This window comes from Acinetobacter sp. AOR12_HL, from assembly GCF_027855275.1.
In the GTDB taxonomy this organism is placed as follows: Bacteria; Pseudomonadota; Gammaproteobacteria; order Pseudomonadales; family Moraxellaceae; genus Acinetobacter; species Acinetobacter baumannii.
Genome location: NZ_JAKTIJ010000010.1, coordinates 157,032 through 168,833, shown reverse-complemented (window position 1 = coordinate 168,833; position 11,802 = coordinate 157,032). Strand labels below are relative to the sequence as shown.

Here is an 11,802-nt window from a genome sequence, read left to right as displayed (position 1 = left end):
GAACTTATATGAATATTGTACAAGACAAAAATATGCTTCCTGATGATCAATGGATTGACGTTTGTGCCCTCGATGATTTAACCCCAAACACGGGTGCAGGAGCGCTAGTGGGCGGTCAAGCGGTTGCAATCTTCCGTGTGGGGCATGAAAAACGTGTTTATGTACTGAGCAATAAAGATCCGTTTAGCCAAGCGAATGTGATGAGCCGCGGGATTATTGGTGATTTACAAGGCGAACGCGTCGTTGCATCACCAATTTATAAACAACATTTCAGTTTAGCTACGGGCCGTTGTTTAGAAGATAAAGACCAAAAATTGGCGGTTTATCCGAGCAAAATTGTTGATGGTCGTGTTTGGGTCAATGCGGTGCCGCAAAAAACTTATATTACCAATACAGGTGTATCACAAGACAAACTTAGACTGTTGCTGATCGGGAATGGTTTGGCAGGGATGCGTTGTCTGGAAGATTTGCTTGATATGGCACCAGACCGTTATGAAGTTACGGTGATTGGTGAAGAAACATGGGGTAACTATAACCGTATTATGTTGTCTCCGGTTTTATCGGGTGAGAAAACCATTGAAGACATTATGTTGCATCCACCGAAGTGGTACGACGATAAAGGCATTAAATTTATTGCTGGTGATAAAGCCGTAAAAATTGATCGTCCGCGTAAAGTGGTTTACACCGAAAAAGGCCAGACAGTTGATTATGACCGTTTGATTCTGGCAACAGGCTCGGCACCATTTATTCCACCAGTTCAAGGTGTTGACCTAAAAGGGGTGTTAACTTTCCGCGATATTTATGACGTTAACACCATGATTGAATACTGTGGTTCAAAAACTAATGCAGTCGTGATTGGTGGCGGTTTGCTGGGTTTAGAAGCTGCCTATGGTTTAAAGCAACGTGGTATGAATGTCACGGTATTGCATTTGATGGACCGTATTATGGAACGTCAACTTGATGGGCGTGCGAGTCAATTACTTCGTCATAGCATTGAGCAAAAAGGCATTCAAATCATTACCGAAGCCAATACCGAAGCGTTAATCGGTGATGAAAACGGTCATGTCAAACAAATCCGTTTGAAAGATGGCACAGTGTTAGATGCTGACCTTGTGGTATTTGCTGTAGGTATCCGTCCGAATATTGCTTTGGCGCAAAGTGCAGGATTACGTTGTAACCGTGGTGTATTGGTGAATGACACCATGCAAACATTTGACCCAAGTATTTATGCCGTGGGTGAGTGTATCGAACACCGTGGTCAAACTTTCGGTTTGGTTGAACCACTGTGGGGCCAAGCTTTTATTTGCGCGACCCATTTAGCAGAGCACGGCAGCTTAACTTTTAAAGCACCGACCGTACCGACTCAGTTAAAAGTCAGTGGTGTCGATGTATTCTCGGCAGGCAATTTTGAACCGAAAGATGATTATGAAGACATTATTTTAAACGATGAAAAACGCCAGATTTATAAGCGTATTATCATTCAAAACGATCGGGTAATCGGTGCAGTATTGTTTGGAGATACTGAAGATGGCATGTGGTATGCAGAGTTAATTGCAGATCAAACTCCTGTTTCTTCATTTAGAAATAAGCTGCTATTTGGTCGAGATTTTGCATTAAAAAATGCAGGCTAAATAGGGAAAGGAGCAGTTATGAATAGTATTCCAAGCGTTGAAATCGATAGCTCCGACCATGTTGCAAAAACAACTAAAACAACATGTCCATATTGCGGTGTAGGTTGTGGTGTTAGTGTAAACGTTCAACAAAAACCTCAAGGACCTGTGGTGCAAGTTGAGGGGGATGCTGAGCATCCTTCCAACTTTGGGCGCTTATGCATTAAAGGTAGCCGACTTGCGGATACTTTGGGGTTAGAAACACGTCTACTTCAACCGATGTTTGGTCGTAAGCCACTTCGGACTGTAACCACATGGGATGCAGCAATCAATAAAATTGCCGATAAATTCCAGTCTTGTATCGATCAATATGGTCGTGACAGCATTGCATTTTATGTTTCAGGTCAGCTTTTGACTGAAGACTATTATGTGGTGAACAAGTTTGTAAAAGGCTATTTGGGCACTGCAAATATCGATACCAACTCACGCCTTTGCATGTCATCTGCAGTGGCAGGTCACAAACGTAGTTTCGGTGAAGATATTGTGCCTGCAAGTTATGAAGATTTTGAACATGCAGATATGGTGGTTTTGGTTGGTTCCAATACCGCATGGTGCCATCCTGTGCTGTATCAGCGGATTATGCAGGCTAAAAGCCACAATCCAGATATGTTTGTTGTGGTGATTGACCCACGTTTTACCAGTACTTGTGAGCAAGCGGATTTACATTTACCGATTTTACCGGGCCAAGATGTCGCATTGTTTAACGGACTATTCCAATATCTATATCAAAATGGTCATGCCGATCAGGCCTTTGTGGATGCCTATACTGAAGGTTTGCAAGAGGTTTTGGCAAGCAGCGAGCCAGAAGCTAATGTGGAATATGTGGCAAAGCGTACAGGAATTGCACTCGATAAGATGCAACAGTTCTTTAAGAAATTTGCGCAGACTGAAAAGGTAATCACGCTATTTTCAATGGGTGTGAACCAATCAAGTCAGGGTGTGAATAAGGCCAACAGCATTATTAATTGCCACTTACTAACAGGTAAAATTGGAAAGCTCGGTGCTGCACCATTTTCAATGACAGGCCAGCCCAATGCTATGGGTGGTCGAGAAGTGGGTGGCTTAGCTAATATGTTGGCTGCCCATATGGATTTAGATAATCCCTTGCACCAAAAAGTAGTGCAAACCTTTTGGGACAGCCCATTTATTGCAACTCAAGCAGGCTTAAAAGCAGTTGATTTGTTCCGTGCTGTTGAAGCTGGAAAAATTAAAGCCATCTGGATTATGGCAACCAATCCGGTGGTAAGTTTACCAGATGCCGATCAGGTGAAACGTGCTTTAGAGAAATGCGAATTAGTTGTGGTGTCAGATATCTGTGCCGATACCGATACTACGGCTTACGCCGATATTTTGCTTCCAGCTTTAGGTTGGGGTGAAAAAGATGGAACCGTTACTAACTCTGAGCGTCGTATTTCACGTCAACGTGCTTTTTTACCTGCGCCGGGTGAAGCAAAAGCGGATTGGTGGGCAATGAGTCAAGTTGCGAAAAAATTAGGCTTTAAAGGTTTTGACTTTAATAATGCTGTTGATATCTTCAATGAACATGCTGCTTTGTCAGCACAAGATAATGCGGACATTGAAGCACGTGAGCAAACTGATACGTTCCGTTATTTCAACTTAAAAGGTTTAATGAACCTAAGTACTGCTGAGTATGACGCTCTACAACCAGTGCAATGGCCAGTATGGGATAAAAAACAAGACGCTAAAGCCGTTCAACAACTGTTTGGGAAAGGACAGTTTAGCCATAAAAATGCTAAGGCAAAATTGATTGCTACTGTTGCAATTAATCCGGTACATGCAATTTCAGAAGATTATCCGCTCATTTTGAATACGGGGCGTATTCGTGATCAATGGCATACCATGACCCGTACTGGTTTGTCGCCAAATTTAACCAGTCATCGTGCTGAACCATTCTGTGAGATTCATCCGAGTGATGCATTGAAGTTTGGCGTGCGTGATCAAGGCTTGGTAGAAGTTCGTTCGAAATGGGGCAGTTGTGTACTACGCGTGACATTCTCATCAGGTGTCCGTCGTGGGCAAATTTTTGCACCGATTCACTGGACTGAACAGGTCGCATCCGACGCCCGTATTGGTAAAGTCGTGAATCCGGAAGTTGATGCAATTTCAGGTGAGCCCGAGTTCAAACATACGCCTGTAACTATTCAACCGTTCTATACCACTTGGCAAGGCGTGCTCTATATTCGTGAAGGATACGATTCGCACATTCAAGAATCGCTACATCACTGTGCATGGTGGACTAAAGTCAAAATGGTGAAAACCAATCGCTATGAACTTGCAGACCGTCAAACTTTTCATGATACTCAAAAGAATCTGAAAAGCTTTTTGCCATTTGCCGATGAAACCTTTGAATGGTTAAGCATAGAAGATATTTCTTCACAGCTGAGCCATAGCGTTATTTTGAAAGATGGCATTGTAATTGCAAGTCTATATATTGCACCGCCAGATTTATTGCCAGACCGTGACTGGGTAGCAAGTCTGTTTAAACGAGAACGTTTGAGCGCCTTGCACCGTAAAGCTTTACTAGCAGGTATGCCAATGTCGGCTACCAATAATGATGGGCCTTTGGTGTGTAGTTGTTTTAAAGTAGGTAAGAATAAAATTATCGAAGCAATAAAAACACAAAACATTACCCATGAAAAACAGGTCACTGCTTGTTTAAAAGCTGGTGGCAATTGTGGATCATGTTTACCTGAAATCCGTGGCTTAATTAAAGCTTGCCAGCAAGAGGTAGAAGTGTGAATAAGGGATATCCCATAACTGATCTGGTCATTCTGGCGGGTGGACAAGCCCGCCGTATGAATGGTTTAAATAAGCTGTTGCAGCAATTCGATGGCGATACGCAACTTCTTAAGATTCATCAAAAGCTAAAATCTTCAGTATCTGAAATTTGGGTGAATAGTCATCGAGACTATTCAATCTATCAAAGTATTGTGCCTGATATTAAATGTTTTCAAGATGATGCTTCCGGTTTTTTCGGCCCGCTTATGGGGATGAAAAGTGCATGGTCACATGTAAAGGCAGATTATGTTTTGTTTATTCCTTGTGATGTGACCTACATACCCACGCAAGTCGTTGCGAAATTACACAGTGCACTTCGCAAAAATAAACAGGCTCAGGCAGCTTACGTTTCAATTAACGGAGATGCTTTATACCCATTTTGTTTGTTAAAACGTGAAAGTCTAGAGGTTTTAGAGCAGCAAATTGATAAGCAACAATTGAGTTTAAAAAATTGCTTTAAACTTTTACATGCACAAGTAGCCATTTTTCAAAAGCAGAACTTATTTTTCCATAGCATTAATTCTTTAGATGAACTTCAACAATACAAACAAATTAAAGCATTTAAAGAGATTTTTTCGACAAATTAGAACTTCAATCATATCGATTTAAAATTTACATTGATAATCTGAAATCATTTTTTAAATTTTGAGTTATTGACTGTTTAGAATTTAAGTTCTATTTTGGAACTTGTTATTTTCATTCTAGCCAGATGTATAAAAATAAACGGAGCCAGAAAAATGATGGACGCAGCTCAGCAAAGTAAAACAGATGTGACCGCATGTATTTTATGTTCAAGAAACTGCGGTTTGAGCGTAGAAATTAAAGATAACCAGTTTGTCAAAATTAAAGGTAATCCTGAGCATCCATTTTCTCAAGGTTACATTTGCCAAAAAGCCGCAAGATTACAGCATTATCAGAAACATGCAGACCGTTTGACCGCACCTTTAAAACGCCAGCCAGATGGCTCGTTTCAAGAAATTAGTTGGGATGTGGCGATACAAGAAATTGCCAATCAATTGGTTCAGATTAGAGATAAATTTGGTGGCACTGCTTTTGCTTCGGTTGGGGGCGGTGGACAGGGTAACCACCTCGGTGCAGCTTATGGCCGACAACTTTTATTGGCTATGAAAAGTTATTATGCATATAACTCACTTGCCCAAGAAAAAACAGGTGATTTCTGGCTCAATGGACGTCTGTTCGGTAGTCAGGCTTGCCATACTACAGAAGATGTTGAACATGCAGATTACGTACTTTTTATTGGAACGAACCCGTTTCAGGCACATGGTATTCCCAACGCACGAGACACGCTAAAACATATTAAGAAAGATCCGAACCGAACCATGGTGGTGTTCGACCCGCGTGTTACCGAAACGGCAAAACAAGCAGACATTCACTTGCAGCTAAAACCAGGAACAGATGCTTTTTTAATGTCGGCCATGATTGCAATCATTATTAAAGAAAAGCTTTATGATGCAGCGTTTATTGAGCAGCATACACATGGGTTTGAAGAAGTAAAAGCTGCATTTAATCATGTCCCGATTGAAGACTATATTGCTAAAGCTGATGTACCTGTCGATTTGATTTATCAAGTTGTTCGAGATTTTTCAAAGGCAAAAAGAGGCTGTGTACGTATCGATTTAGGTATTCAACATACTTTGAATACAACATTAAATGGTTATTTAGAAAAGCTTTTATACTTACTGACAGGGAACTTTGGAAAACAGGGTACCAATAATTTGCATACCATGTTTATTCCAATTTTGACCGATACGGATGAAAGAAAACCAAAATATCGACGTAGCGTTTATCATAAAATGTTCCCGATTTCCGGGTTTTTCCCACCTAATATTTTACCCGATGAAATCCTAAAAGCAGGGGAAAAGCGAATTCGTGCTGTGTTTGTAGATAGTTGTAATCCATTATTAACTTACCCTGATACACCTGCCTTTGAGGAAGCCTTTAAAGCCTTAGATTTGCTGGTGGTAGTTGATGTTGCGATGACAGAAACCGCGAGACTCGCCGACTATATTTTGCCTGCTCATACTCAGTTTGAAAAATGGGAATTTACTGGTTTTAACTTGGAATTTCCTAAGAATGGTTTTCACCTGCGTCATCCCGTATTGGCTGCTCAAGCAAACACTTTACCGGAAGCCGAAATTTATACTCGATTACTGGAAGCTATGAATGCTATTCCGAAGAATTTTCCAATTCTAGAAAAAATAGCTGCGGTCGACTCGAAAAAAACCGCCTACTTACCCTACTTGTCGGCGCTAGGACTTACCTTGGCACGCCATAAAAAATATATCCCTTTTGCTGCCTCTATCATTTATCGAACTCTTGGCAAACGACTTGGCAATTCTGCAGATTCAGTTGCTTTTTTATTGCCGCTATCTATTCAATATGCTGTATTACATACCAAAGCAGTACGCCGTGCAGGTTATAAAGGTAATCCGTTAACACAAGGTGTCAAACTATTTGAGCAGATATTAAAGCAACGTTCAGGTATGGTTTTATCGCAACATGAATATGACGAAGTCTGGAAACTGGTAGCTTATAAAGATAAGAAAATACGTCTTGTAATTCCCGAGATGTTAAGTGAACTCGCAAGATTGAAAAGCCATAACGTTAATGTTGAAGAGTTTCCTTTCATCCTTTTGTCAGGTGAACGCCGTAGTTACAATGCCAACCAAATTTACCGTGACCCTGCTTGGCGAAAAGTAGATGCAGAAGGTGCACTGCGTATTCATCCTGAAGATGCAAGACACTTAAATGTAGATGCAGGAGGGCAGCTTAAATGTATCTCAGCGCATGGAGAAATTCAGGTAGCTATTGAGTTGGATGATGGGATGAGAAGAGGTGTAGTATCACTTCCACACGGCTATGGTATGCGATTTCAAAATGGAGAACCGATTGGACCACAATTAAACTTACTTATTTCTGCTGAACATTGTGATCCATTGTCGAAAACGCCGTACCATAAATATGTACCCATCCGTTTAGAAAAGTGTTAGAAATAGAATCAAGTAAAACATACATTTTACCGCGCTAACTCGAGATTTATTTTTAAATTGTTCTTGAGAAGGCGCGGTGAAAAACCGATAAAAAGTTAAATATTATGGAAGATAAGTAGAGCTGGAACAAATTTTGCATAAAAAGCAAAGCACTATTTAGGCGCAATTTTTTCTATTTGATTGTTCATAATCGGTGCTCGCAATATTTGAACTGTTCTCGATATGAGTGCAAATGATGAAACAATATCACTCTGAAACTGCGCCAAGCCTTCTGCAAGATCAATATGGGCGTATCAAGCGTAAGTTACGAATTTCTGTAACTGATCGCTGTAATTTTAAGTGTGTATATTGCATGCCTGAGCATCCAGAATGGTTAAATAAACAAGATTTGCTTAGTTTTGAAGCGCTCTTTCAATTTTGTCATTTTATGGTGCAGCAAGGTATCGAAAGTATTCGCATTACGGGTGGTGAACCATTAATGCGTCAAGGTATTGTTCATTTCATTCGAGATCTACAGTCTTTAAAAAGTTTAGGTTTAAAACGTATATCGATGACTACCAATGGTCATTACCTTGCTAAACATGCCAAGCAGCTAAAAGACGCTGGATTAGATGATTTAAACATTAGTTTAGATAGTTTAGATCCTGTTCAGTTTAAAGAGTTGACCAAGAAAAAATTGGAGCCTGTTTTAGAGGGGATACAAGCTGCAAAAGAAGTAGGATTACCTTTTAAAATTAACTGCGTGTTAATGAAAGATAGAAATGATGATCAAATCTTACCTATGGTGAAATGGTCAATTGCTCATCATATTCCTTTGCGTTTTATCGAGTTTATGCCGCTTGATGGTGATGCACTTTGGTCAAATAAAGATGTGGTAAGTGAGGCTGAAATTTTACAGGTATTGCAACCGTATTATTCGGTACAAGTCATCGAGCAGCAACATGAGCCAGCGCGTCAATATCTAATTAACGGTAGCTATCATTTAGGAATTATTTCCACAATTACGCATTCATTTTGCCACCAATGTGACCGTATACGGCTTACCGCAAAAGGCGAACTATATAACTGTTTATTTGCGCCGCAAGGCTTAAATATTAAGCCTCAGCTTCAAACGCTGGTAAGCAAACAACATACTCCGGAATATGGTGTGTATATCCAAAATTTAAAGAATCTGGTTCATCCTTATATCTGGCATAAAGCCAAAGGTTTCCATGCCTTACAACATCAACAAACCCGTAAAATCAGCATGCATATGCTTGGGGGATAAATGCAACAATCTATCCAAATTAAAGTCGAAGCATTTGGTGCAATTGAAAAATTGCTTCCTGAAAATCTTTTGCTAGTTTGTCCTAGCCATAGTCTGGTTAAAGATGTATTAGATGAAATTGTTTTATTGTATCCGGAATCTACAAAAGCCATGGAAAAATGTGCATGTGCGATTGGTGATAATGTCATAACCAGACAAACTGTCTTAAGTGAGCCATGTACTTTGGTTTTATTATCACCCGTTGCCGGAGGATGAGTCATGAAAGAGTTCGCAAGAATACAAGAGCAGGCTTTAAGCTTGGATACTTTTGATCCGATTCAGTCTTTTCCTGAATGTGGCGGTATCGATATTTTTATGGGTACGGTTCGTAATCACCACGAAGGTAAAGCGGTAAAGGCGCTGAAATATACATCGTATAAACCGCTTGCAGAAAAAATGATACGTGAAATTGAACTAGAAATTGAGAAAAAGTATCAGGTATCTTATGTGCGAGTGGTTCATCGGATTGGATATTTAGATGTGGGCGAAACAGCAATCATTGCAATTGCTTATGCAGCCCATCGCCGTGAAGCTTTTCAGGCATGTGAGGAAGCGGTCGAACGGGTAAAGCATGAAGTACCTGTCTTTAAAGAAGAGTTTTTTACAGATGGCACAAGTCATTATGTAGAGGGCTGTTGTATTCGTAAGGATACACCGCACGACCACAAACACCATCATCATGCCGGCCATGAGCACTCACACTGAAATATGTAATACTAGGATAAATAATGAAAAACGTAGGAATGAAGCCGGAAAGTTATCGTGTTGCTGAAGCACAAGCGATTTTATATGCACCACCGCACTGTATTGAACTATTAAGACAAGGAAACACGGAAAAAGGTGATGCATTAAAAACAGCACGTGTTGCAGGAATTTTGGCAGCAAAACGAACTGATGAGCTGATTCCACTATGTCATCCGCTACCGATTTATCGGGCAGATGTAGAATATGAATTGGAACATGACTTTGTAAAAATTATTGCTGCCGTTGAGACCATTGGACCAACTGGTGTAGAAATGGAAGCTTTGACGGCGGCAAGCCTTGCAGGCTTAACTATTTACGATATGTTAAAGCCTCATTGTGAACCAGAAGAACTCTGGATGGATCAATGTAAATTACTTAAGAAAAAAGGCGGAAAATCCCATTTTAAACGGGTATTGCGTCAGCCTGTTTCGGCTGCGGTTATTGTATTGTCAGATACCGTAGCAGCGGGTAGAAAGCCGGATACGGCCGGAAAATCTGTAGTTGAAACTTTAACTGAAGCTGGGTTTGATCCGATCCATTACCAAATTTTGCCTGATGAAGCAGATGATCTCAAAGAATTGGTTCTAGAACTCACCAAATCGTATGCTTGTATTATGACCGTGGGTGGGACAGGAATTGGTAAGCGTGACATTACAGTTGATACGCTAGAGCCTCTTTTAGAACGTAAATTAGATGGCTTAATGGAAGCTGCTCGCTCATTTGGACAAAAACGCACGCCATACGCTGCTATGTCACGCGGAGTAGCCGGGTTTATTGACCGTTCGTTAGTAGTGACATTACCGGGAAGCCGTGGTGGAGCAAGCGAATCAATGGCCGCTATTTTACCCGCATTAGTCCATATTTTTGATGTTTGCCGTGATTTACCACATCCAGGAGGCTATGAATAATGTCAGGTTGTGGTGCTGAGCGTGGATTAATCAGTATAGATGAAGCGCTAGATTTAGTTATTAATAAGCCTAAAAACTTAAGCTCTATTCAAAAGACTCTAACAAATAGCCTAAGTAGTTATCTTGCCAAAGATATTTACTCTGAAATTAATTTACCAAGTTTTTCTCAAAGTGCGGTAGACGGTTATGCACTTTGTAGCCATGCAGAAGATTTAAATAATCAAAAGTTCCAAGTCACAGGTGAGATTCGTGCCGGAAGTGAGAGTCACGACATACTCGGTGAAGGTCAGGCAATTCGTATATTTACGGGCGGCAAAATTCCTGAAGGGGCAACGCATGTAGCACGGCAAGAAATCGTATCGGTTATTTCGGCTCAAGAAATTTATTTAACGGAACATATACGCCCTCAAGCCGATATCCGCTTTACCGGAGAAGAAATCCAGCAAGGGCAGTTACTTGCTCAAGTAGGACAGTTTCTAAATATTGGAAGCTTGGCTGCTTTAAGTATGGCAGGTGTGCAAACCCTTGAAGTCTATCGTGCACCGAAAGTCGCTGTTTTGATCACGGGTGATGAAGTTGCTCAAACGGCAGAAGATTTAATCGATGGAAAAGTCTTTGATGCAAATGGTCCATTACTAAAAGCTTGGTTTGAAGATTATGGTTTAGATATCGAACTCATTCATGTGGCAGATGAAGCAGATCAGGTCACCCATTACTTTAACCAACTAAAAGACAGCCATGATGTTGTTATAACGACTGGCGGAGTTTCGGTAGGAGACTACGACTTTGTTCGGCCCTGTGCTTTCGAAGTTGGTTTTGAACAAATCTTTTGGAAAGTTAAACAAAAACCGGGTAAACCTTTATTCTTTGCCGAATACCATAATTCACAAACCCACCATTCCTGTTATTTGTTAGGCTTACCGGGCAATCCTGCTGCGGTATATGTCGCAATGCAAGTTTATGGTAAATCTTTGCTTGATGCCTTGCAGGGCAATAGACAGGGACCAGAATGGTTTACCGCAATTTTAGAGCATGATTTAAAAGAAGATGCACGTGAGCGATTTTTACGAATGTATGCTTACTTTGATACAGGGCAACTTAAAGTAAAAAGTTTGGCCAAGCAGCAGTCTCATATGCTGAGTAACCTTATGCAAGCCAATAGTTTAGTCCGTATTCCTGCGAATACAAAACTAGCATCAGGAACTGTGCTAAAGGGACTCTTTATTTCAAATTAACTTATAAATAAGCTGTATATAATTAATCCATACTGATGGATTAATTATATTTTATAACTATTTTTAGTGACTGTTATTTTAAAAAATAACCTTTATAAATATACTAAAAACTTATTTCTAAGCTGAATA

9 protein-coding genes are annotated in these 11,802 nt (G+C 40.4%); all 9 read left to right on the top strand.

The window, feature by feature from the left end; genetic code table 11:
* Window positions 1-8 precede the first annotated feature (8 nt).
* The 9 genes from nirD (at window position 9) to MKL36_RS03920 (ending at window position 11,673) form a co-directional block, all read left to right on the top strand.
* Window positions 9-1,631, top strand: a complete 1,623-nt coding sequence (gene nirD, locus MKL36_RS03960) for a nitrite reductase small subunit NirD (RefSeq protein WP_021511176.1) — start codon at window positions 9-11, stop codon at window positions 1,629-1,631.
* Window positions 1,632-1,649: 18 nt separating this feature from the next.
* Window positions 1,650-4,430 (top strand): nitrate reductase, encoded by a 2,781-nt coding sequence (locus tag MKL36_RS03955; protein WP_021511177.1) that lies wholly within the window; start codon window positions 1,650-1,652, stop codon window positions 4,428-4,430.
* Entirely contained in the window at window positions 4,427-5,056 is a 630-nt protein-coding gene (gene mobA / locus MKL36_RS03950; protein WP_001032653.1) for a molybdenum cofactor guanylyltransferase, read from the top strand. Before MKL36_RS03955 ends, mobA begins: the two co-directional genes overlap by 4 nt.
* Before the next feature lie 150 nt (window positions 5,057-5,206).
* Window positions 5,207-7,480, top strand: a complete 2,274-nt coding sequence (locus tag MKL36_RS03945) for a molybdopterin-dependent oxidoreductase (protein WP_021511178.1) — start codon at window positions 5,207-5,209, stop codon at window positions 7,478-7,480.
* Between the two features lie 226 nt (window positions 7,481-7,706).
* Window positions 7,707-8,747 (top strand): GTP 3',8-cyclase MoaA, encoded by a 1,041-nt coding sequence (moaA, locus tag MKL36_RS03940; RefSeq protein WP_085941333.1) that lies wholly within the window; start codon window positions 7,707-7,709, stop codon window positions 8,745-8,747.
* Window positions 8,748-9,002, top strand: coding sequence for a MoaD/ThiS family protein (locus MKL36_RS03935; RefSeq protein ID WP_021511179.1), 255 nt, complete (start codon window positions 8,748-8,750; stop codon window positions 9,000-9,002).
* A 3-nt stretch (window positions 9,003-9,005) separates the two neighbouring features.
* The gene (locus tag MKL36_RS03930; protein ID WP_021511180.1) at window positions 9,006-9,491 is read left to right on the top strand and encodes a molybdenum cofactor biosynthesis protein MoaE; all 486 of its coding nucleotides are present in this window, start codon (window positions 9,006-9,008) and stop codon (window positions 9,489-9,491) included.
* A gap of 23 nt (window positions 9,492-9,514) precedes the next feature.
* On the top strand, window positions 9,515-10,438 hold the full coding sequence (moaCB, locus tag MKL36_RS03925) for a bifunctional molybdenum cofactor biosynthesis protein MoaC/MoaB (RefSeq protein ID WP_000799977.1): 924 nt from the start codon (window positions 9,515-9,517) through the stop codon (window positions 10,436-10,438).
* Entirely contained in the window at window positions 10,438-11,673 is a 1,236-nt protein-coding gene (locus tag MKL36_RS03920; protein WP_021511181.1) for a molybdopterin molybdotransferase MoeA, read from the top strand. The genes moaCB and MKL36_RS03920 overlap by 1 nt, the downstream gene beginning before the upstream one ends.
* Window positions 11,674-11,802: the final 129 nt, after the last annotated feature.